Raw genomic sequence first — 24,276 nt, 5'->3', positions numbered from 1 at the left:
TAAGTGCCCCCCTCAGAATGCGTCCAGCGGTTTTTGATTAAGGCGTCGCTATGAAGTAATGGTTGTTCCCTTTCGAATAGTGAGAACGCAGAGCAAGAGCTGCTGGGGCATTCCTTTCAGGCGAGTTTTGAAAGGGCTTACACTGCGTTGCATGACTTCGAAAGAGAACAACTATTCATTCAGTCATGCGCCTTGTTTAAGCCCTTTTAAACTCTCGCTGAGTGATCACTTATTAACGTGGAATGGTATAATACCAACTAGCTTGTAAAAGAAAGTGCAAGATGATCAAGCAACGCTCGTATTCTTGCCGGTAGGTGCCGATTTGAGGCGTAAACTGCATTTAGCTCCAATATGCTTGCTTCATAGGGTTCGAACAGCAACTGCAATGAGCCGTCTTTTACGTAAGGCTCAGTCACGTATTGTGGGCCCATGCCTATACCCAGCCCTTGGGAAGCCATGTGGGTTACTGCTCTGGGAGAGTTAGAAGCAAAATCGCCGCTAACATTGACGGTGAACGTATTGCCATCTTGCTTGAACTTCCAGTTTTCAGGGTCGTTTTGAGAAGTCTGCAATAAGCAATTGTGTGTCGCCAGCGCACGGGGATGGCTTGGTTTGCCATTGCGCTTTAAATACTCAGGAGAGGCAAAAAAAACAATACGCATATCCATCAATTTTTTTGCGATCAGTGTTGAATCCTTCAACGGCCCGAACCTCACAGCAACATCCACACCTTCATCGATGATAGCCACGTACTGATCAGACAGGTTCAACTCAACATTGATTTTCGGATGCAGGGCTAAAAATGGGGCTAGTGCATCGACTAATTTGGTACTGCCAAATGCGGTAGGTGCGGTTAAGCGAACCGTGCCAGACAGAGCAGACTGTCGATGCTGAATGACATCTTCTAGCTCTTCAAATTGTTCCAACAAAGGAACGCATCGCGCAAAATACGCCTGCCCAGTTTCGGTCAACGTAACGCTGCGCGTAGTACGGTGGAACAACAAAGCACCGTGCTTTTGCTCCAGCTGAGCAATGTATTTACTCGCCAGTTTAGTGCTTATGCCTAGTTGCTTGGCACCACCAGTGAAAGATTTTTGCTTAGCCACCGCAATAAACGTGCGCATGCCATCGAGTGTATCCATAAAAGCTCCGTGTAATGCCCTGCGTAATGCCTCGGCTAATTTATGAACATTTTGTACATAGTTATTCCATAAATCAACATATTGTTCATAAGAAACTCAACGCCTAATATTTACCCATGTCACGACAGGTCAGTGACTAACATCAGAAGTCATTAGTTAACGATTAAATAAGGTAAACATCATGTCAAACGCCATTAAAATTCACGGTTTTCCATTATCCGGTCATGCCCACCGAGTAGAGTTATTTGCGAGTGTTGCAGGCATAGCCCATGAAGTTATTTATGTAGACTTACCCGCTGGGGAGCATAAACAAGCCCCATTTCTGGCTCTCAATCCATTGGGTGTAGTACCAGTAATTGAGGATTCAGACGTGGTTATTCACGATTCAATATCAATCTTGATTTACTTGGCACGTAAATACGCCCCTTCATATATTCCGCAAGATCTTGCCAGCGAAGCTGAGATGCATCGTTTTCTTGCCATGTCTGCAGGAGAGATATCCTACGGTCCTGGTGCAGCAAGGTTAATTAATGTTTTCAACTCGCCGGTTGATCCTGTTTTCGCTAAAGAAACAGCAGCAAAAGCCCTAACAAAATTGGAACAGCAACTCGATGGCAATGACTTCTTAGTGGCTAATAAAGTGAGCTTGGCTGACTTTGCGATATACAGCTATGTCGCCCACGCTCCCGAGGGGGATGTATCTCTTGACCCATATCCAAATATACGTCGCTGGTTATCTAACGTAGAAGGGTTAAGCGGTTTCGTTCCTATGCAGGCTACAAAAGCGGGGCTGGTAAAGTAAGTGTTTGTTTTAGCGGCTCTGCCTTTCAATGAATAGGTTTGAGCCCGACATTCTTTTGCATCACCAGTTTAATATTTTTGGCAAATGCTTTTCCGGCGCACTGCGCTAATGGAGTCATTATGAACACACAGATTACTTCAAGTGCTTTTCACGAAGGTGAACAGCAAATGCAAAGAAGTGCCGGAAGTTACGAAAAAATGCGTACTATTGGCCGCCGCGCGATCCGCGAATTTATGCCTGATCAACACAGGCAGTTTTTCCAGCAACTGCCGTTTATGGTGATGGGTAGTACATCAGATAAGGGGCAACTTTGGGCGTCAATTTTGCCTGGAAAGCCGGGCTTCGTGCAGTCCCCTTCCCCGACCAAGCTCACAGTAAACAGCCCAATTTTATCAGGTGACCCATTAGCCGCAGCAATCACACAAGGTGCGCGATTGGGTTTATTGGGGTTAGAAATGTCGACCCGGCGTAGAAACCGCGTCAACGCTTGTGTTACCAGCGCAGCGAACAACCAGTTTGCTTTAGAGGTTGAGCAATCTTTTGGGAATTGTCCGCAGTATATTCAAACTCGCGATCTTCATTTTATCCGTTCGCCAGAAGCGCCATACAAGGCCCCGCGCGCTGAAGCGTTTTTTGAACTAAGTGATAGCCTAAAGGCCTTCATCTGCCAAGCGGATACGTTTTTCGTGGCAAGTTCAGCCGAGCAACACCTCAGTAACAAGGCAAACGGCAAAGATGCTACTCGTAACGCTATGGGGGTTGATGTGTCACACCGTGGTGGCATGCCAGGTTTTATAAAGGTTGACGAAAACACCCTCACCATTCCTGATTATGCAGGGAATAACTTCTTCAATACGCTGGGTAATTTCGTGTTAAACCCCAAAGCGGGTTTACTGTTTGTTGATTTTACCAGCGGCGATGTTTTTATGTTAACCGGCACGGTTACATTGCTGGCGAGTGACTCACCTTTAATAGAAGGGTTTCAAGGTGCACAGCGCGGCTGGCAATTTACCCTAACCCAAGGGGTGACATTAAAAGCGGCACTTCCATTTCGCGCTCAATTCGACAGCTACTCCCCCAATTCTCAAGCCACCAGTACTTGGTCACAGACTGAGGCGGTGTTAAAAGCACAAGCTAAACGTAACCAGTGGCGCGCATTTACCGTCAGTAAAATCGAAGACGAGAGCAGTACAATCCGCTCATTTTATTTACAGCCAAAAGATGATGCTCCTGTACTGCCATTTTCCCCTGGGCAACATTTAACCCTACGTATTAAGCAGCAAAATACTGAAAACTGGCTTGTGCGCAATTACACTGTATCCAGTGCCCCAACGCAAAGTGGTTATCGTATTTCAGTCAAACGTGAAGAGTATGGTGTGATATCAAGTACCTTGCATTCTCGAATATCGATTGGCAGTGAAATACAGATTAAAGCACCAAGCGGCCATTTTTTTATCGATAACACACAACAGCGCCCAGCCATTTTAATAGGTGCGGGTGTGGGCATAACGCCAATGGTGGCCATGGCAAATGATGCAGTTAATGAAGGTATACGCACTCGCTATATCCGCCCAATGACAGTTATTCAAGCGGCCAAAAATAGGCAGCAACGTGCTTTCTATGCAGAACTGAGCAACATTGTAAAGCGCAGCGCTGGGCGTATTCAGTATTATTCTGTATTAAGTGATATTCACTACGCTCAGACAGAGAGTTCTGCGGCGTTGAACGATTACACTTCCCAAGGGCGAATTAGCCAAAGCTTGGTAATGGACGTACTCAATGCAATGGCCACAGAGCATAGCGACGATTTCCCATCGCTGTTCGACAAAGACTTTTATCTGTGTGGTCCTCAAGGTTTTATGCAAAGTATGTATGACTTACTGATCGGCATTGGGGTAAAAGATGAAGATATTCATGCCGAAGCGTTTGGGCCATCATCTTTACTTCGCCACTCAACAGATACCAGCAATCATGCGGCGCTAGAGGCTGAATCTGCTGTGATAAAGTTTGCTCACTCAGGTATTGAACAAAGCTGGTACAAGGGTGACAAGCCCCTGCTCTACGTAGCCGAAAGCAAAGGGCTTACGCCACCATACAGTTGCCGCAACGGCCAATGTGGCTCATGTGCGGTTAAACTAAAAAGTGGTGCTGTAACGTATCGCACAAAGCCAAGTGCGCATATTGACGCGTCAGAAGTATTGTTATGCTGCGCGGTACCAGCGAAAGATTCCGACACTGTTATATTAGACTTGTAGCTCAATTAAACAGGCTAATATTCAAAGTCACTTATTGTTGAAACCTACACAAGTTATTCAACGTTACTTTACCCAAAGAGGATTTAAAAATGAGTACACGCCCACCACTGCCCCCCTTTACCCGCGAAAGCGCCATCGAAAAAGTGCGCCTAGCAGAAGATGGCTGGAACAGCCGTAACGCTGAAAAGGTATCACTTGCTTATACAGTAGATACCAAATGGCGTAATCGCAGCACTTTCGTGAATAACCGCGAAGAAGCCGCTGCATTTTTAAAAGGAAAATGGGAAAAAGAACTGGAATATCGCCTGATAAAAGAGTTATGGGCCTTCACTGAAAATCGTATTGCCGTGCGTTACGCCTACGAATGGCGCGACGACAGCGGCAACTGGTTTCGCTCCTACGGCAACGAAAACTGGGAATTCGATGAAAATGGTTTAATGCAAAACCGCTTCGCTTGCATCAACGACTTACCCATCAAAGAATCAGAGCGCAAATTCCACTGGCCCCAAGGGCGCCGCCCCGACGACCACCCAGGGTTATCGGAGTTAGGGTTGTAAGCAAATCGGATACAGGCAATAAATCTAGCCTCTCTTTAGGCGTTCGCGCAGAACGCCTTTACCTCTTTTCAAAATCAATCGCGTAAACGCCGCGTTAACACACCTAGATTAGCAACAGTGCAGCCTGAAGCTCTGCCCTCGTTTTACATTCGCGGGTGACTTTACCTCGACTATCACAATGCATGACCATGAGGGTATTACAAAGACACTTATAAGATCGCTGCTATATTTTCATCGTTTGGATGAAATATACAGAGGCTGCACATTTGAAGGAGGAGACTCCCCAGACTCATTGATGCCGATGACACGATACAGATAGGTTTGGCCAACAGTGAGCTCGTCAGTATCGGTAAACAAATTATCGTGGCGAGAGTCATATTGGTTTTTCCCGTCACTTATCTCTTTAGCAATGACGTACCATTTTTTGTCGCTGGCAAGCTTCCGCTCAATTCTATACGCTCGAGCCACTGGAGAACCCAACCAATTAATATGTCGGGCTTGAGAAACATCGCGCAAAGTTGGTGGCTCAGGTGACGGTAATATGCGAGGTTTAACTTCTTCATTCATATTCGCTTGAGCTTGCCTTATTGTATCGATAACAGCGATTTCATCATTTTCTTTACCTGCTTCGAAACCAGGCAAATGATAACTGTAGTAGTCACTGTTGCCTTCTTTATGCCAATAAAAACCGCCATTATGTCGCCTTCCACGAAAGCCCCATATTAGTGCTCCAGATGCTTGCGCCCCGTTTACGTCACTTGTCACAGCGGCTTGCATGATTTCCTGAATTTGCTTAGTGGGTAGTAACCCAAACTCGCCAATAATGTAAACTTTCTTACCTTTTATTGAAACTAAGTCATCAATGATTGTTTGCGGCTTGTTGTTATGATTAACGGAGTAAAAATGATTACTAATAATATCAATATTGGGGTCATTGACAGACGAACTTAGCACGCTTAAATAATTACCATCGACTACTAATTGATTAGGTGCAAAACGCCGTATCAACGCTGCTGTTTCGGTAACAAAGGCAGACGTGCTGTCTTTTAATTCATTGCCAGTTTCCCATGCCATAATTGCTTTTTCTGCAGAGTATTTTCTGCCGCTGATAGTGTTCGTCCGGGTAACAACCTGTTGAATAATCGATTGATACGCCCGATAGGTTTTGCTTTTTGTATCATAAAAGTCATCTGCGCTTTCATCGTAAAAAGCAGCTAATTCAGCACGTCCCCCCCACCAGCTCCAATGATCAATAAAAGGAATAATTAAACGTAAACCTTCTTCATCAGCGGTTGCCAGCAAATGATCGAGTACTTGCATAGCCTTTTCATTCAACCTGGGCATTCCGTCCGCTTTGACTGGAGGCAAAATATGCACTTCGCGCTGACATGCAGCATCATCTGGCTGTGCTACCGATAGCACATATATTCGCGTAGCTTTATGACCGGTACGAACCAATGAGCGTACCCAGTTTTGCTGCTCTTCCTTCGTAGGCCATTTAAAATACTGTCCCCATCCCCGCCGATCCTCTTTACATACACCGCGTTCATCATCTTCGATACGGTGTAGCTCTGGGGCATGTAAACCAGCAAAACGAAACGGCCTATCACCGTCTAGTAAACGGCTGCCATCTCGAGTGATAAAGTGCTCGAACTGGCAGTAGGCATGGCTGCTAACGAAATAAAAGCAAGCTATGAAAAACGCATTTTTTAACATGTTATGTCACTCAAATTTGCTGTTGTATAGACACTATTTTTCTAGCAGATGCTGCAATTCCATCATTGCACGTCCATTGTGATATGGCGCTTTCCAAAAACCCGCTTTATAGATACGGCTTTGACTATCTTGATGATGGTTGGCTAGCCAATGCCATTCTCCATGGGTCGCGTCGATATGATAGCGCTGAATAAAGGTCCAAATTGGTTGGCAAACCTCTTTAAACCCTTGGTTGCCAGTTAATGTAAAAGCATTCATAAAGCCAACGAGTGCTTCAGCCTGAACCCACCAATAACTTGTCTCTTTGCGTTGTCGCTCGTCAAAAATGAATTCATCGCACAGCTGGCCTTCCTCTCCTATGGCCTCATCTAAGCAAGCCTGTGCTAAACCAATCACCACAGGTTTGAGCTTACTCATGACTCGTTTGTCGGCCAGAATTTTCGCTGACTCCCATAACAGCCAACTAGCTTCGATATCATGGCCGTAAGAATAGGTTTGTGACTTATCCCTCCACTGCATATCGAAAAATAATTTAAGGTGAGTCGTTTTATGACAAACAATGTGATACTGAAATACCTCAATTACATGACGAAGCGCTTCTTCTGTTTGCACGCATTTGTGTACTTGATACAAAGCACTATAAGCTTCTAGCACATGTAAATGAGTATTCATTGATTTGGGGACGTTGAGATCTTTCTCGCTCAAGCGGTAATCACTGATGCTCTTCCAATCCTGACTGAATGCCTCGATATAGCCTCCACACGTAGCGTCACGAGCGTGTTTCTCGACCAATTGAAAATAAACGAGTGCTTTCTCAAGTGCTGCTGGATCTCCGGTTAAACGAAAATAACTGCACAACGCATATATACAAAAACACTGTGCGTACGTTTGTTTTTTTGTTTCTACAACTGAACCATCAAATGCTAATTCCCAATACGCCCCTCCATTTTCAGTATCGTCAAAATGTTCAATCAGATAATTAAACGCTCGGGTAGCGAGTGAGTTAAATGTAGGATTATTCTGTCGCAGGGCAATTTCACTGAAAAACCATAATATTCGACTATTTAAAATAATTCCCTTATTTGCGGTGGGTAACGCCTTGCCGACAAAGTCAATTTCGCCAAAAAAACCACCGTTTTCATAATCAACACTGTGTTCTACCCACCACTTAGCGATCTGGCCCAATTCACAATCGACCCCTTGGCGGTTGAAATGCATAGCAACATCTTCGTCAGTTGCTGTCAGGCTCATAGCGCACCCTCATTGGCAGCCGCCAAATCATAAATAGCTTGAACACTGCTGTGTGTAGTGAGCCCATCTTGCTGCGTGTTTAAACAATAATCTACTAGCTGAGCAATGGTTGAGGTGGCAACATGTAAACGTGTATCGCTCGAACCATAATAGATAAAAACTTGCTCGCTCTTATTAACAACCCAGCCGTTACTGAATACCACATTCGACACATCGCCAACACGCTCATCGCCTTCAGGGGCTAGTAAATAGCCGGCTGGCTTGTGGGTTATCACCCAAGGTTGCTGTAAATCGGTGATAAACATATACAACACATATCTTAAACCAGCGGCCGTATTGCGCACACCATGGGCAAGATGTAGCCAGCCACTCTCAGTTTTTATTGGTGCAGGCCCCTGTCCGTTTTTGACCTCAGAGATCGTATGGTAAACCTTGTGATCAATAATAGTTTCTTGCTCAATCTTGGCGGATTCCATTGAATCACACAGCCCCCATCCGATACCTCCTCCACCACCGACGCTGATAAAGCCATCTTGTGGTCGTGTGTACAACGCGTATTTCCCTTCAACGAACTCAGGATGTAGCACGACGTTTCTTTGCTGACCGCTGTAAGTCACTAAGTCCGGTAAACGCTGCCAATCAACCAAGTCTTTCGTGCGGGCTATACCACATTGAGCCACCGCAGCAGATGCATCGTCAGGCTGAGTATCATCTTTGCGTTCAGTACAAAATAATCCATATATATAGCCGTCCTCATGGCGAGTCAGGCGCATATCGTAAATATTAGTATCGGGTACTTCTGCGTCAGGCATATTGATAGGACGAGACCAAAAGGTAAAACCATCAACACCGTTATCACTTTGTGCCACCGCGAAAAAGGATTTACGGTCGTTGCCTTCTACACGAGCAACAACAGTGTATTTACCGTTAAAGTAAATCGCCCCGGCGTTCAACGTGGCATTAATTCCAATACGTTCCATAAAATAGGGATTGCGCGATTCATCAAAATCATAGCGCCAAGTAAGTGGAGTATGAGCGGCTGTCAATACTGGGTTTTGCCAACGCTGAAATATTCCATTACTAAGCTGAGTAGGCTGATTCACAGCACTAAGCAACGTTTCGTGATGGGCTTTAATATCCTTGACTCGGGCATGAAATAAGGTTTTGTCATTCATAAAAAGTGCTCTTGTTCGCATAAGTATTATTTCCCTTGCTGAGCAGGGGAAAACATAGAAGGTTGAGATGAAATTTTCTGCTCATGTGGTTCATCACTTAAAGTGTCCCACCACATGTATTTGAGCAGGATGCTAGAAATGATCGCCACCGCTGTGGCGATAGTTAACCCGCCCCAGTGCTGAATAACCAAGAAAATAGGCGCTGCAGTTAAACTGGTATGCCATACAATCCCGATAAGCACATTCAGCGCATCTCGCTTGAACTCCTGATTCGGGCAGATGCTCGGGTCGTCTTTTTGTACAGCCGCAATTATTGGGCCCCAGAATCCCCATGGGCGTGTTTTTAAATAGAAATTTTTCACGACTTCAATATCATCTGGTGCGGTGATAAAACTGACAACGATGCAGGTCACCAAACAGGCCGCAAACATAAAGGGGAAGCTGTATAAGGGTGAAACGTCGGTGAACATCATAGGTATCGCCGCCAAAATGCCTGCGGACATACCAGCAAAATAAGCCATACCGTTAAAGCGCCACCAATACCATTTCAATAAGTTAGACGCGGTATAGCCACCATATAAAGCGGATACCAACCACATTACGATGGCGTTTAGCGAGGGTATAAATAGTCCAATAGCGGTACCCAATATAATGAACACTACTGAGATTAAATAACTCATACGCACGTATGTTTTAGCCGATGCATTAGGATTGATATATTGACGATAAATATCGTTAACTACATACGCAGGAGCTGCATTAGTGGTCGCCGCAAACGTTGACATAAAAGTAGCGAGCAAGCCGGCGATAATAAGGCCTAATAAGCCGCTTGGAATAAAGTTAGCTAAGGTAAAAGGCAAAATCTGTTCAAAGTCAACATCCGGCCCCATAGCGCTTAACTGGGGCATGAAGTACACCAGAGCCAAAACCGCTAAGCCTGTAATCATCATATAACGGGGTACCAGCAACACTAAACTCACAAAACCACTCATTTTGGCCGCTTCGCTTGGCGTTCTGGCAGACAATACACGCTGCATATCAAAGTTAGGTGCAGGACCCGCCATGCTTTGCAATATTCCTTTGAACAGGACCAACATAATGAACACTGAGAATAGCGACCAACCATCGCTGATGATGCGCTCGTTGGCTTGAGCTAAAAGTGAGCTCCAATCAAGATCCAGCTTCCAACCAAAGGCCATACTGTCCCATCCATCAGGCGTGGCACGGGCCAACAGCTCTGGAGAGACTTTCATCATCGCCACAATTCCGATAGCAATGCAGGCAATTGTCATGATCACAAACTGCAATACTTCGGTAAAGACCACGCTGACCATACCTCCTTTAACCACGTAAAGAGAGGTCAAAACGGTCATAATTAAGCCGTAATAAATTTCATTGGTACGAGGGTCAACAGATAATTCCCAAGGTAGAAACGCAGCAGCGAACTTGCCAATCCCAATAAAACCATAGGCAAGAAAGCCCAATACACTTAGCAGGGCAAATAGCACCACAACAAAATGACTTAACGTCGCACCTTTGCCTTCACCAAAACGAAATCTGATCCACTCAGCCCCTGTCATCACCCCAGATCGACGTAGCCAAATCGACAAAAATACCATCAAAAATATTTGGTTAAAACTTGGCCATAGCCAAGGGATATAGACGCTTTTAAGTCCGTATATGAAGAGTAAATAAACCATCCACATGGTACCGCTGATATCAAACATGCCAGACGCGTTCGATAAACCCAGCAATTGCCATTTCAGTTTGTTTCCTCCTAAGAAGTAACTTTGTACGTTTTTGCTTGCAGCTTTAGAGATATATAACCCTAGCGCCACAATGGCGAGCAAATAAGCAGCAATAATCGAAATATCTAGCGCAGATAGAATCATGAAACGGCTTTCCCGTTACTTTCATAGGAGTAACGTTTTTAAATAACAGTGATTAGATAATACAAACATAAAATGAACCGGTTCACTTATCAAGTTAAATTTTGCATTTTATTAACAACTGTTAAACTGAAAATTACGTTAATATAGTGATTTGCTGGCGTTAAACGCCAGATTAAGTAAACTGAACCCATATTAAATAAAGCACCTGATTGGCCTGCTCAATATCCAGGCCAAGGGACAATAAACTCCCAACATTCAGTTAGAAAGGCAGCATAGTGACAACCATCAGAGATGTGGCAAAAGAAGCAGGCTTATCCACGGGGACAATATCCAAAGCCCTTAGCCATCCAGAGCGGGTATCTAAAAAGAACCTGGAGAAAGTCGAAGCGGCAATTCAAAAGCTCAATTACAAACCTAATATGTTGGCGCAAAAATTTCGCAGCAAGACCGCGAACACCATTGTCGTCATGGTCCCTGACATCGCGAACTTGTTTTTTGCAAAAGTGATCAGTGGTATCGAGTCCGTGGCTCAACGCGCGGGGTATAACGTCTTGCTTGGCGATACCCGTGACTCATCGAAAAAAGAAAAAGACTTCATTCGTATGGTGGAAACGCGCCTTGCGGATGGGGTAATTAATCTACGTCCCTACAAAGAAAATGACTCCTTGCTACCAAAGACAGGTGTGTTCGCAGTTAGTGCCAGCAGTTGCGAGGGTACGCCCTACAGTTCGGTGCGTATCGATAATGCTGGCGCGGCAAATAAAGTGGTCAGCCATCTAATTCAACAAGGGCATACGCGTATTGGTGTGATTTCAGGATTACACGAGAACCCGCACACTCGAGATCGCTTGAAAGGCTATATGCAGGCTCTAAGCTCTCATGGTATTGAATTTGACGAGTCATTAGTCATCGAAGGCGATTTTAATTATTGGTCTGGGATCAGTGCCGCCGAGCAATTCTACAATATGAAAAACTGTCCAAGCGCAGTTTTTTGCATGAATGATGAAATGGCTATTGCTGCTATGAAGGGCTTTATCGATAAAGGCTTACGGATCCCTCAAGATATTTCGATCACTGGTTTTGATGACATGGACGTATCTAAATACGTAGTTCCAACGCTGACTACCGTAGCTCAACCTGCTGAAAAAATCGGAGAAAAATCAGCAGAGATGCTACTTGATATGATCCAAGGTAAAGTTACAGAGACCAAAGAGTACGTTTTCCCCTATGAGTTTATTATTCGTGAAAGCACCACTCGTTATACAGAAAAAGCAAAATAATAAAATTTCAAAGTAAAAATTGAACCGGTTCATTTTTTGTGTGATATTTAGCTCATATATTCATCTAAACTAATGATCATAACCATGTTAACCGGTTCAAATAAATTTTACTCTAGCGACGATCCGCATGTTCCGTTGCAAGATACCATTCATCGCTTTGACAGTTGGTTGGGTAATGATGTCCTACCCTATTGGGCACGAAATGGATTTATGCCGAATGGCAGTGCCATTGAAGGATTCCTAGCAAATGGTCAAGCTGACCTTAGTGCAAACAAACGTATTCGAGTACAAGCTCGACAAATGTTTTGTTGCGCCTACGCAAGTAAACAAGGATGGTTAGATGATGCTATGTTCAGGGTCAGTCAGCTTGATTCCTTTGTTCAACGCCACGCTGAAATTAATCAAAGCGGTATGTTCTGTCATATTCTCGACCACGAAGACAAGATCATCAATGAGAATGTCGACTTGTATGACTGCGCATTTTTCCTGCTCGCATACGCTTGGCGCTATGCAGTGTTTAACGATTTACATGCGCTGTATAAAGCTAACCAACTGATTGACAGCATCGAGGTAAAACTAAAAGGTTCCTCAGCAGGGTGGTTAGAAGGCAGTTACTCTTACCAGTGCCGTCGCCAAAATCCACATATGCATTTGTTTGAAGCGTTTTTAGCCTTGTACCAAGCGACTCAAGATGCAAAGTGGTTAGGGTACGCTGGTGAAATTTTCGGCCTGTTCGAAAATGTATTTTATGATCACAATCACGGCGTGGTACGCGAATTTTTTAGTCATAACTGGCAGTTATCCACGACTAAGGGCGATATCATCGAGCCGGGTCACATGATGGAATGGGTTTGGTTACTTCAGGAATACCACAAATATACAAATAAGCCAGTAGCACAATATTGCCACGCGCTTTACCGCAATGCCCTGTCGCTGGGTTTAACAAAGGCAGACCCTCAAGCTCACAGCGAGAAGCACAGTGACGATAATTGTTGGAGGTCCTTGTTGCTTGATCAAGTAGATTTGAAAACAGGGGGATCATCACAAACTAAACGTTGCTGGCCAATGACCGAATGGATAAAAGCCAGTTTAGCGATGGCGCGCACTGTCCCGCCCCCTAATCCCTATTTAGACGATGCGCGTATCGCCATTGAGAATTTACTGCACCATTTTATCAACCCACAACAGCCCTCTTTGTACGTTGATCAACTTGATGCCAATAATCAGGTTATTAATGCCTCAGCCCCAGCCAGCACCTTGTATCACTTGTTTATGGCGCACGCTGAAGCACGGCAGTTTTTGTGAATCTAAATATAAGGAATTTGAACTTGCAACCAATCGCTTATTTTTGCGCCATAGTACTGCTTTTTTCCAGTCATATTCTCTATGCTGAACCCGAGCATTCCCGCCCAAACATAGTACTTATCACAGCTGATGATCTAGGCTTTGACGATCTGTCTATACACGCATCACCTTATATCAGTACACCAAACATAGACCAGTTAGCGCGTGAGTCAGTTCGCTTTAGTGACTTCACAGTAACGCCTGTATGCTCTACCACCCGTGCGGCGCTGCTCAGTGGCAGAGATCCTTATAAAACAGGCGTGTCAGGAGTTCACGGCGGTCGAGATTTCATGGCAAGAGACGAAGTTTTAATGTCAGATATTCTGCTTAATGCTGGCTATAAAACAGGCACTTGGGGGAAATGGCATATAGGCAAGACCAATGGTTATTTTCCTTGGGACCGAGGTTTTGACGAAGGTTACTATGCAGAGCTTTATCAACACCAAAACAGCTTTGGCTGGTTGAATGGACAAAAGGTCACCCATCAAAAATGGGCTTCCGAAGTGGTCACAGATTATGCTATTGATTTCATTGAGCGAAACCAAACCACACCTTTTTTTGCCTACCTAAGTTACTTAGCACCGCACGAACCGTGGGTTGCCCCCAAAAAATTCAGCGACCCTATAATAAAACAGGGATTACGTCCTGCTATCGCTAATTTATATGGCATGGTAAATGAAATGGATGAACAAATAGGTCGGTTACTCGCTCGTCTAGATGCCCTTAATTTATCTGACAACACTGTAGTCATTTTCCTTAGCGATAATGGTCCCTGGTGGGACTCAAGTAATGCCGGCGCAATGCTAAAAGAGGAGTGGCACCAACGTAATCCATCAAAACTGAAAGGTAATAAGGGACAGTCTTGGCAAAATGGTATCAAGTCTCCACTTTTTATACGTTGGAAAGATCACTGGCAGGCCCGTGATGTGCCTAGGTATGTTGATGTAAAAGACATACTTCCCACACTCACCGAACTAACCCAAGCTAAATTACCAGCTACCCACAAAGGGTTTGATGGGCTATCGTTCCTGAATTACCTAACCGGTGAGTCCAAAGGTGACAACAATCGAGAGACATATATTGCTTCACATGATGTTAACGTCGACTTACCCAATTTCAACCAATGGACCCCAATTGATCGCAAAGCAAAAGCAGCCATGCATTTCGCCAACCAAACAATTGGATTGCGAACAGAGCAATACAAGCTACTCCTAAACCCTGCAGCAGATAGGCCGCAATACCCACAAGCGACAAAAAGCTACCTGTTGTTTGATATGCAACAAGATCCTCTTGAGAGTCACAATATCGTTACGGAAAAGCCTGTTGTAGCTAAAAGTATGATCAGTAAGTTAAAAGCAAAATTTAATGAGATACACGGCGACCCCGCGAGCTTCAGACCCCCCGTCTATCAAATTACCAACCAAGCCAGTCTGGTAAATGGCTTTGGCCCTGCGGCAACATCTGTAAATGTGCTGAGCAAGCCGCACCATCTAAGTAACTTAGGGCAACCTGGGGATTTTGCCCGTTACCACATTGACGTAATGAGCGCAGGGAACTATCACCTCTACATTCAGCAAGACAACACCGACAGTGCTGGACTTGAGATTTCTATAGAGCTAAATGAACAAAAGGTAACCACAGAATTAAATGGACTAGAAAACCAACTCATTGGCACGTTAAAGCTCACACCCAGCGATACTGAATTCACACTGGAAGTAGTTGCGAACAACAGTATTAAACCTTGGACCAGTATAAGTGGACTGCGCAGATTCATATTTGTACCCGAGGGTAAACAGAGCTCTTTCAGTGCGATTTCAAATCCTTATTAGAAAGATCACCGAATGTACGCCTATCACCTTTTTGATCGCCGTCGTCCCTAAGCAATACCAATCCGTATTAATAAGTGACCGCCTCAGAATGCGTCCAGCGGTTTTTGATTAAGGCGTCGCTATGTAGTAATGGTTGTTCCCTTTCAAATAGTGAGAACGCAGAGCAAAAGCCGCTGGGGCATTCCTTGTAGGCGAGTTTTAAAAGGGCTTACACTGCGTTGCATGACTTCGAAAGAGAACAACTATTCATTCAGTCATGCGCCTTGTTTAAGCCCTTTTAAACTCTCGCTGAGTGATCACTTATTAACGTGGAATGGTATAAAGGACGACGCTCAAAAGCATCTTTGTATATAATCACTAAACACCTGAAGTAATATTCACATCAAGAGTAGATTGTTATGCAGCTCCCTTCCCCTGAGATATTCCGCTACTGTCCTAATTGTAAAAGCGAAAAGATAACGCTTATCGAAGGCGCTCGTTTTATTTGTCCACACTGCCAATTTACTTACTTTCACAACACTGCTAGTGCCGTTGCGGCTATCATTTTAGTACAGGATGAAATATTGCTTACCAGAAGAGCAAACGAGCCAGGTAAAGGGAAGCTCGACCTACCAGGTGGTTTTGTAGATCATGATGAAGGACTAGAGCAAGCTCTGACTCGAGAGATTTATGAAGAACTTAGCCTCGACATAGAAAATTGGCATTATTTTGCTTCTTTTCCGAATCAGTATTTATACAAAAATGTCAATTATCACACCTGTGATACGATATTTGTAACGACTCTACCTCAAAAACCGCGGTTATCAATCCAGTACAGCGAAATAGCTCAAGCTCAGTTTTATTCCCTTGCAAGCCTAACAATTGATGAAATCGCCTTTGATTCAGTACGTAGTGCCATTAAAAAGCTGCTAACACGCAAAAAGTGAAGATCAATATCTACCTTCTTAACAAGTCTGTTTTTATCTCCACGCGTTCAGCCATATCCTTAGACCGCTAGATAGCAACTAATTGCTGGTCAGAGTAACGACTCATATCAGTAGTTATTCTGACCAGTAAAAAGCCCCTTTTAATCAAAGATTAAAAGGGGCTTTTTCAACCTCTCGCTATTCTAATACCTATTTGCATTGATAAGCCCTCACCCTGAATGCGTCCAGCGTTTTTTTGATTAATGCATCGCTATGTAGTAAGGGTTGCTTCCTTTCACATAGTGAAATATTTCAAATAATGATAACGCAGAGCAAAAGCCGCTGGGGCATTTCTCGCAGGCCAGTTTTAAAGAACTGACACTTCATTGCATGACTTGGAAACGGAACAACCATTCATTCAGTCATGCACCTTGTTTGCGCTATTTTACACTTTCGTTGAGTGGTCACTTATTAACATACAATGCTCCGAAAGGTTAAAAACGATATTGAGCACCTAGTGTGAATCGACGCTCATTAATGTAGCGCTTATCAATTAAATCTTCCCATTGTAGGTAGGTATCTCGCGTCTCTTCCGTTAGGTTAGTGCCTTGCAACGACACTGATAAGTTCTCGTTGAAATCATAACTAACAGACGCATCAAGATATAATGTCGGTTCGATAAATTTCGCTAGTTCATAGCTACCTAAGCGACGTACAGACATAAAGGTTTTACTGCGATAATTAGCCGCAATACGCCCTTGTAACGCGTCGTTTTCGTACCAAAGAGCAAAGTTTGCTTGATGCTCTGAATTATCGAGCATTGGTGTACTCTCACCATAATAATCGGTATCACCACTTTCACTCGGCGAGTAAGTATAGTTAGCGGTAATGCCAAAGTTTCGCCAGATACCGTCTAAGAAATCAAAGCCTTGCTGATAGCCGATCTCAATTCCTTTTACGCTACCGCCGTCCACATTGCCTTTAGTTGTTGTAGGTACGGTACCGGTAAATTCCCCGGTCTCTAGGTTATAACCTCGAACAACACCGTCACTGTCTTCAAGCGCAAGCTGCACAGTGGTATTTCCGATAAATGACTCTATGTCGATATAAAACGCCGCTACACTCAACATGCCCGACTCACTAAAATACCACTCATATGAAACGTCATAATTGGTTGAACGCCATGGGTCAAGTTGCGGGTTACCCTGTTGCGTAGCTTGAGTTGCACAGAAAATACTGGTGCCGTCTGGCTCCTGCAGGTCACACGCTAACACTCGTGTCACGTTTATCCCACCTGCTAAATTGTTAGTGTCATGCGGTGTCACGGTTTTACTGTATGAAAAACGCAATATTTGCTCATCTGTTAAGTTGAGCGACAAATTAACAGAAGGCAAAACATCGGAGTATTCACGCTCAGTATTAAGCAATGCTGCCGTAGGTGGTAACATCCCTAATGCACCAGATAAAATATAAGACACACCGTTATAAGTTGCAGTGCCACTAGTACCGAGTTCAGATTGGTTAATGTCTAGCTCAGTCTTCACATAACGCAGACCTACGTTTCCTCGGTAAGGCATTTCACCTAACTCACCATCAAGGTTTAACTGGACATAGGCTTCACTATTTTTTTCGGTTAAGTCGTAGGAGTTTGCGCCATCCGGAGACTGAATATTTTGCCCGTACACCTCGTTGTGCCACGCCAGCGGGTCTGACATTTTATCAGGGTCAACAAAATACAAAGTGCCTAAGCCGCTTGCCCCTTGAAAATCACTTATTTGCGTAATGAGGCCCTTTTGATCTAATGATTCAAATGAAATGGGATCAATAAACGATTCTAACGTTTCCGGTGCCTGACTCGCACTGTCCTTCCAACGTGATAAAAATGCATCACCATATTGATTGGTTCGCGCCACACCGCCAATCCAAGACAATTGTGTTACATCCCGCTTACCGTAACGGATCCCAAATTCACTAGAAACAACCGGCCCAAGATCATCGAACACATACTTTCCGTCTAAGCGCAGCACGTCTAATTCAGCTTCTTTTTGGGCACCGGTTAAATTCGCTGATGTCGCCGAATAACGAGCTATATTACTGCCGAATATCTCGTTAACTTCTTGTCCATCTATAATATGCGTAGTAGGTAAATCCCATACTTGACTAGACCCTGTATATTCAATACCAATCGGGATCATGGTGAAGTCTTCCACCTCTGTGCCGTCTGGTAGTTGAGCGAACTGACCATCATAACCCCACGGGTTTACATCGCTCAGGGCTACGCCGCCCTCACCTTTATAGGTTGCATTTACTTGTGAACCGCTATTTATGTATGAATCTACAACACTTAACGCATTGTCATCAGTCGCTTTGCCGTGCACCCAACGCACCGACCCAGAAAGGTTGTCCGTCAAATCAAAATTTAACTCAAGGTTAGTATTTAATGCCTCGCGATCGATAGCGTTTGCTTCAGAATGCGCCATATTGCGCCTCGATTGTAACACCCCAGCGCTAAACGAATTAAAGCTACCAGGCAGTGTATTAATACTGCCATCAGCATTTTTCGTTTGATGCGGATGTGCTGTAAAACCGCTGGAGGTCGGGGTGAACCAACCTGTCACCCCCTGCCACGCTTGGGCCGCAATAAATGCTGCTTGAGTTTGTAATTCATCCATTTGCGTGTAAAAAACATCGGCGACCAGTTCTACGCGATCAGCTACTTGCCACTGAAATGAACCATTTACACCTACGCGGTCCCGTGCAATATATTGATTAGCCGCTTGGTGCCCTTGAAATGCATAATACGTATCGTCGGTACTACCATTTCCATTGGCATCAACGTTGTTTTGCGCAAAGGTTGAAGCCTCAGTTGCTGCAAACCCCCAATCATTACCCGTAGATCCGATAACATAATCTGCTAAGTTTTTATTTGAAACGGATACGTTTAAAGTAAAACCAAAATCGCGATCATGATTATATCCAACGAAGGCTGAGACTAGTTCGTCTGTTTCATCACCCATAGAACCATCGGTCAATTCAGCTTTTGCATTAAAGGTAAAACCGTCATCAAGCTTAAATGGTCGGTAAGTTTTAAGATCAATAACCCCAGACGTGCCAGACGAAATTTGTTTTGCTTCACGAGACTTGTATACATCTAAACCAGATACCATAGTTGACGGGATATCCGTAAAATTAGGCTGTACAGTGGTAACTGCGCTAGCAGAGAGCATCTGTTCTCCGTTAAGGGTCGTCCCCACTTGACCGACACCACGGATATTTACCGAGGTCCCCTCCCCGCCTGAGCGGTTAATTTGCACACCTGTGATTCGTTGCAGGGAATCAGCGATTGTGACGTCAGGCAGTTTTCCGATGTCAGTTGCAGTAATGGAGTCAGTGATAGTATTTGAAAAACGCTTGTTGTTCATCGATTGGATCAATGAACTCTTTAGACCACGAACTTCAATCACTTCAAGCGCGTCATCAGGTTGAGTGGCGGACGCTTCAACTTCTTGCGCATGCACAGTAAAGACTGAATTCAATAAACCGAGTCCTACGCATATAGCCAGTTTTTGCTTGTTAAAATTTCGCTTAGTGTGTTGTATGTGGTTCATAAAAATATCCTTAACCTCTGAATTCTTAAGCACAAGTAGTGCTGTGCTAATTGATGCGCCATATTGTCGCGGCACATTCACTGCTGTTTGTTCGCCGCGATGCTTATTAAGGTCGGTCGCGGCAGCCATGCCACTTGGGCTTATTGGGTAAACTTCACATCGTCGATAAAAAATGTACCTTCAGTGTCACTTAACCCCTGAAACTGCACACCAAATCCTTGAATTTCTGTTAAATCGGCAATATCTAAACTCAGCTGGGTACCTTGAGCGGTCATGGGCACAGCCCCTGCATCTCGCCATGTACCGTCTTTATCCTTAGCCCATAACTTAGCCGTTGCTGTGCTACTGGCACCCGGTATAAAGGCTGTGAGCGTTAAGGCTGTAACCTCATCGCCCAATAGCACACCGCCTAGGGGATAATTCTGTATAACGACCTCATCACCATCAGCAATCTGCACCGCACCAGCCAATGAGTACTTCCCACTTGCCGTCCATTCGGTGGAACGCTGTAAGCCAGATGCTGGAACCCAATTTACTTGCAACTCAAAGCCGCTAGTATCTTCAAAGCTCATAATGTTCGCGCCGTCCAATTGAATATTATCGATATAAAATTTAGCGTTTGTAGCTGCGCTATCAACAGAATTAAAACGCACTCCCAAACCATCTATGTGTGCAATCTCTGCCACATCGATCGATAACTCCACACCGTCAGCCCCAACTGCCACCGCATCGGGCCAACTTTCGACGCCGTCTGGCGCTTTAAAGAAAATATGGGCGTCTGTAGCAGCACAGGAATCGGCAGTATAAGCGTGTAACGTAAGCGTCGACTTATCCGCTACGTCAATTCCACCTTCAGGGTACGTTTGCATCACTACATTCTCTGAGACACCCAGCGCCGACAAGTCTTTTACGAAGGCCAAAGATTGCGCACCATCGCTTGACCAGTCTCGCGATAACGTAATACCAGAGGTGTTGCTCCAATTTACCTGCGCTGCCCATCCCATCGGATCCGGCTCAAAGTCATAGATTTGGTTGCCATCTAGGCGCACGTCATCAATAAGATATTGTGCCTCAGTAGCTGTGCCATCTAGCCCTTGAAAGCGCACGCCTAAACCAGTAATTAAATCGATGTCAGTGGTGTCAATTGTAAGCTCAGTGCCGCCCTCAGATACCGCTACCGCCTCTGGCCAACTCTCTACGCCATCAGGTGCTTTAAAAAATATATGCGCGTTGACATTTGTGCCTGCATTAATAGCATTTACCTTGATACTTAAGGTACCGACGTCAGTTACATCTATACCGTTTGCTGGATAGGTCTGAAATACAACATTGTCGAGCGCATCAGCCTGAGTCATGTCTTTGCTTAATACGAGGGAATTTTGCCCACTAGCGGCCCAGTTCGTGCTGGTAGTTATCCCCTCAGTAGGGGACCAATTCAATTGTGCTTCCCAGCCATACACGTCTGATTCAAAGTTAGCAAAAGTGCCACTGACTTTTTGTCGCCCTCCGGGTAAGTCTGCTAGATTGATGACACCGTCATAGGCGTAATTTTCATCAATTTCTACTGGGTCAGCTCCTTGGGGGCCAATGACAGAGTCGCTGTTCCAGGTTTCAGAGTTCCAGGTTATGAAAAACGACCACCAAGCATTTTGTTCGTGCATCAAGGCCACATCAGGAATGGTGCCTGTTTCTGTTAATGCCACCAGCTTTTTGCCATCGAATCGCTCCTTAAGAGTGGAGTACTGGCTAGTAAACGTTAACGTATCGTCATTTTTTGGCTCGCCGTACCCGTCAAACCCGACAATATCGACGTACTCATCTCCTGGGTACCAATCTTCGGACAAGCCATCTGTGTGAGTGAATACCCAGATAAGGTTATTCAAACCGTGCATATCGGTCATACGTTGATACATTAACATCCATAGTTTTTTGTATTCGCTGGCTCCCTGATCGCCCCACCAGAACCAACCACCTTCCGCTTCATGCAATGGGCGCCAAATTACTGGGATGCCTGCATCAGCTAGCTTTTTAAGTTCTGTAGCAACCGTATCTATGTCTTCCAACAACGCAGCGTAATCTGCACCATCGGGATCAGCTAAGGCAGCGGCAAAATTGAAGGTCGTGCTATCCGTATAGAAGCTACCATCTCCCGTGCCCGCATTGCCGCTAGGAGCCCGCCAGTGAAAAAGCGCAGATAATATGGCATTTTGATTTTTGTGCGCGGCAATCATCGCCTCTGTGAGGCCTTCGGCACTGCCATCAGCCCCCGCATAAGAAGCAGAATAATTCATGTAGTCAAACGCTACGATAGCGGGAGCGTCATCGCCTGTGGCCTGAATGATTTTGTTGGTTTCAGTAAGTGGAAAGTCATCATCAACTTTACGCGGGAATTCCGTCTGACCGGAGAGGGTCGCTTTAGCGTAGTTTTCGCTAAGCAAACTCATTAATGCAAGGGCTTCATCGCTGGCATTCGCGTTAACTAATGTTGGTGCAACTGGCAAAGGTTCAGCGGGTGCTGCAGCAGGGATAAGAGAAATACCGTCAATACGATAATAGTTCCATCCCCCTCCAACCTCGATAGTGTTCTCACCGTCGGTTAGTTTAACAACACCGACACGTAGCTCTTCCCACTGCCCTGTCGCACTAAACTCAAAATCATACGTGACACCGTTGACAATGGCCGATGCCATCTTTCCACCGTAGTCTGTAGGGATCAAATAACGCACGTTTAACGTGTAAAAACCCACTTGATCGTCAATATTAAAAGTTACCGACATACCTGGCTCTATATCCGCAGTATGGGTATCGCTCATCGCTCCCGCGACGAACATATCATCACCCTCAACGACTAAGGTCGCACCGTTTAACGTTGCGCTATCAGCACTTACATCTAATGTGATGACAGAGTCTGGGTCGAACACTGTAATTTCAACGATATCAATAATCGCCTCACCATCTTCATTGGTCGCAGCGCTGCCATCTGCGTTTATAGCCGAGATCTGAAACACTAACTTGTCAGAGCGAATGCTATCTGGAACTGAAAACGTTAATGTTGCAGCGCTCGGGTCAGTAATCGAAACCGCAGTTCCGCTGATTTGGCTCCAAACTACAGTTTGTCCGTCAGTTGTCCCCACCAATCGACCAGAAATCGTCACATCATCACCGGGTTTCACTTCAATATCAGCAGGAGCAATAACGTATAAGGGGCGAGACTCAGGTACGTAAGTAGCCGATTCTGTATTGAGACTCTCACCTCCTAAGCAGCCACTTAACCCTAGGGCAACCGACACCCCCAATACACAGCGAGAGAATGAATTACTTTGATTAAACATAAGGACTCTTACCTCAATTTTTCTTTTTATTTATTCGTTCTATTAAAGGGATTGCCGACTACGTCAATGCTGTGTGCTAAGCATATTTTCTGACTCGGCAACTATTCAACAACAAAATGAACCGGTTCATTTTTATCTTATAAAAAAACCGGAAACTCATACTGCAATGGGTGAACCGGTTTAACAATTATGGTTAATTTAATGTTAAACAAAGTGAAAAACAACCTTTTTTTAACTAATTTTTAACCTACGATAAAAATGGTTAATATCATATCCTTCATATTTGAATTGATATAAACAGCTGTAAGCCAACACCAAATAGCAGAAGGTATATACAAGAATGCACTTAGCTTTGTAAGCTAGGGTTGTAAGCAAATCGGATACAGGCAATAAATCTAGCCTCTCTTTAGGCGTTCGCGCAGAACGCCTTTACCTAATTCTCCTCATCAAAAACGCCGAGAGACTGGTGCTCTTGCCGACTAATTTATCTAACTCACAAAATACCGAACCAATTTATCATGGGTGTCTCGATAACGGAGTCACCTTGTCATGGATGTCCCGATAACGATTTCTGAATCATCTTGTTATGGGTGTCCTGATAACGATTTCTTTATGTTGCCTGAACACGTTATTATGAGTGTCCCGCTAACTACTCCCTGAGTCACCTTGTCATGGGTGTCTCAATAACGGAGTCACCTTGTTATGGGTGTCTCAATAACGATTTCTGAATCCTCTTATCATGGGTGTCTTGATAATGATAAAAAATAGAGGTGGTGTGTTGAGTGGTCGCGAACCTTTTAAACGGTCGCGAGCTCTTTTCATATTTGCGTGACGGAATAAACATTTTCGTGGGGGTATTCATTTGCGGCTGAGTTTATGGGTTTGTGGCCTTATTCATTGACTTTGTAGCCCAGTGTTTGTATGGTCTCGCCCGCTATTCTAGGTGCCTGTTGGTTGTGAGCCATTTCAACTGAACAGGGTAAACGGGAAGTATGGTGTTGCCAGACAAATCATGGCTGTCTAGGTTAATCCATCGCTGCCCCCGCAACGGTATGCATCCTTTGAGATGCCAGCCCGACACCGGCCTATGAACTAGTTATGTACGGATGAAGCGGAGGGCTTCATTAGAATGCACCTATCAAATTAACTTGTTGGCTGATGTAGTTTTGACCTGACTTTCGTCATTTC

At 44.6% G+C, this 24,276-nt stretch carries 14 protein-coding genes and 1 riboswitch; of the genes, 7 read left to right on the top strand and 7 right to left on the bottom strand.

Translation table 11 applies throughout. The features are described from left to right. Positions 1-257 precede the first annotated feature (257 nt). A complete protein-coding gene (locus GCHA_RS21185; RefSeq protein WP_007992019.1) occupies positions 258-1,142 on the bottom strand; it encodes a LysR family transcriptional regulator in 885 nt (294 codons plus the stop codon). Between the two features lie 181 nt (positions 1,143-1,323). On the opposite strand from GCHA_RS21185, the gene GCHA_RS21180 reads away from it, so the two are divergent. The 3 genes from GCHA_RS21180 (at position 1,324) to GCHA_RS21170 (ending at position 4,756) form a co-directional block, all read left to right on the top strand. Beyond that, positions 1,324-1,944: a glutathione S-transferase family protein gene (locus GCHA_RS21180; RefSeq protein ID WP_007992017.1), complete on the top strand. Its 621-nt coding sequence runs from the start codon at positions 1,324-1,326 to the stop codon at positions 1,942-1,944. Positions 1,945-2,063: 119 nt separating this feature from the next. Then, complete coding sequence (locus GCHA_RS21175) at positions 2,064-4,199, top strand: FAD-binding oxidoreductase (protein ID WP_007992016.1); 2,136 nt, start codon at positions 2,064-2,066, stop codon at positions 4,197-4,199. 89 nt (positions 4,200-4,288) lie between these two features. After that, the gene (locus GCHA_RS21170; RefSeq protein WP_007992015.1) at positions 4,289-4,756 is read left to right on the top strand and encodes a nuclear transport factor 2 family protein; all 468 of its coding nucleotides are present in this window, start codon (positions 4,289-4,291) and stop codon (positions 4,754-4,756) included. A 231-nt stretch (positions 4,757-4,987) separates the two neighbouring features. Here the strand turns inward: GCHA_RS21170 and GCHA_RS21165 are convergent, their stop codons facing one another. From GCHA_RS21165 to GCHA_RS21150, 4 genes are read right to left on the bottom strand one after another with little or no spacing between them, the layout of a single operon-like run. After that, positions 4,988-6,472 carry a glycoside hydrolase 5 family protein gene (locus tag GCHA_RS21165; protein WP_007992014.1) on the bottom strand — a complete coding sequence of 495 codons (1,485 nt, stop codon included), beginning with the start codon at positions 6,470-6,472 and terminating at the stop codon, positions 4,988-4,990. 33 nt (positions 6,473-6,505) lie between these two features. Further along, a complete protein-coding gene (locus GCHA_RS21160; RefSeq protein WP_007992013.1) occupies positions 6,506-7,723 on the bottom strand; it encodes an AGE family epimerase/isomerase in 1,218 nt (405 codons plus the stop codon). Beyond that, positions 7,720-8,898: a glycoside hydrolase family 130 protein gene (locus GCHA_RS21155; RefSeq protein WP_007992012.1), complete on the bottom strand. Its 1,179-nt coding sequence runs from the start codon at positions 8,896-8,898 to the stop codon at positions 7,720-7,722. Before GCHA_RS21155 ends, GCHA_RS21160 begins: the two co-directional genes overlap by 4 nt. A 26-nt stretch (positions 8,899-8,924) precedes the next feature. Next, entirely contained in the window at positions 8,925-10,790 is a 1,866-nt protein-coding gene (locus GCHA_RS21150) for a sodium:solute symporter family protein (protein WP_007992010.1), read from the bottom strand. A 275-nt stretch (positions 10,791-11,065) separates the two neighbouring features. On the opposite strand from GCHA_RS21150, the gene GCHA_RS21145 reads away from it, so the two are divergent. The 4 genes from GCHA_RS21145 to GCHA_RS21130 all read left to right on the top strand — a co-directional run bounded on the left by GCHA_RS21145 (position 11,066) and on the right by GCHA_RS21130 (position 16,169). Then, positions 11,066-12,070 (top strand): LacI family DNA-binding transcriptional regulator, encoded by a 1,005-nt coding sequence (locus GCHA_RS21145; RefSeq protein ID WP_007992009.1) that lies wholly within the window; start codon positions 11,066-11,068, stop codon positions 12,068-12,070. An 84-nt stretch (positions 12,071-12,154) separates the two neighbouring features. After that, complete coding sequence (locus tag GCHA_RS21140; RefSeq protein WP_007992007.1) at positions 12,155-13,375, top strand: AGE family epimerase/isomerase; 1,221 nt, start codon at positions 12,155-12,157, stop codon at positions 13,373-13,375. Between the two features lie 23 nt (positions 13,376-13,398). Beyond that, positions 13,399-15,243, top strand: a complete 1,845-nt coding sequence (locus GCHA_RS21135) for an arylsulfatase (RefSeq protein WP_007992005.1) — start codon at positions 13,399-13,401, stop codon at positions 15,241-15,243. A 398-nt stretch (positions 15,244-15,641) separates the two neighbouring features. After that, entirely contained in the window at positions 15,642-16,169 is a 528-nt protein-coding gene (locus GCHA_RS21130; RefSeq protein ID WP_007992003.1) for an NUDIX hydrolase, read from the top strand. Between the two features lie 473 nt (positions 16,170-16,642). Here GCHA_RS21130 and GCHA_RS21125 read toward each other — a convergent pair whose 3' ends face one another. Together GCHA_RS21125 and GCHA_RS21120 are read right to left on the bottom strand one after the other, a co-directional pair. Next, the gene (locus tag GCHA_RS21125; protein ID WP_039992892.1) at positions 16,643-19,756 is read right to left on the bottom strand and encodes a TonB-dependent receptor; all 3,114 of its coding nucleotides are present in this window, start codon (positions 19,754-19,756) and stop codon (positions 16,643-16,645) included. Between the two features lie 140 nt (positions 19,757-19,896). Then, complete coding sequence (locus GCHA_RS21120) at positions 19,897-23,088, bottom strand: glycosyl hydrolase (protein ID WP_007992000.1); 3,192 nt, start codon at positions 23,086-23,088, stop codon at positions 19,897-19,899. A gap of 924 nt (positions 23,089-24,012) precedes the next feature. Next, a riboswitch (cobalamin riboswitch) is annotated at positions 24,013-24,191 on the top strand. Positions 24,192-24,276: the final 85 nt, after the last annotated feature.

It is taken from the genome of Paraglaciecola chathamensis S18K6 (assembly GCA_000314955.1).
Taxonomy (GTDB): Bacteria; Pseudomonadota; Gammaproteobacteria; order Enterobacterales; family Alteromonadaceae; genus Paraglaciecola; species Paraglaciecola chathamensis.
This window is presented reverse-complemented; position numbering and strand designations above follow the sequence as displayed.